Source organism: Pseudomonas sp. 14A, assembly GCF_018132745.1.
Taxonomy (GTDB): domain Bacteria; phylum Pseudomonadota; class Gammaproteobacteria; order Pseudomonadales; family Pseudomonadaceae; genus Aquipseudomonas; species Aquipseudomonas mercuritolerans.
In genome coordinates this window covers 1-267 of the sequence record NZ_JAGRQJ010000038.1, presented here as the reverse complement: position 1 = coordinate 267, position 267 = coordinate 1, and the positions used below count along the sequence as shown (strand labels likewise).

1 pseudogene is annotated in these 267 nt (G+C 69.3%); it reads left to right on the top strand.

Annotation, left to right across the window (positions count from 1 at the left end):
* Positions 1 to 70 precede the first annotated feature (70 nt).
* Positions 71 to 267: pseudogene (locus PS14A_RS26535) on the top strand (iron-siderophore ABC transporter substrate-binding protein); the annotation flags it as partial.

Genomic DNA, 267 nt, shown 5'->3' with positions numbered 1-267 from the left:
CCGCGCCCACCGCGCTCTTCACCCTGTCCCTCCCCGCCGCCCTTCCGATCTGGGCATCGTGCCCGTCGGCATGAGCAAGGCCACCTGGGGAGATGACGACGACAACGGCGTGCTGCCCTGGGTCGAGGAGAAGCTCGACGAGCTGGGGGCCGAGACCCCCGTGCTGTTCGATGAGACGGACGGCATCGACTACGAGGCCGTCGCCGACACCGAGCCCGACGTGATCCTCGCCGCCTACTCCGGCCTCACGCAGGAGGAGTACGACAC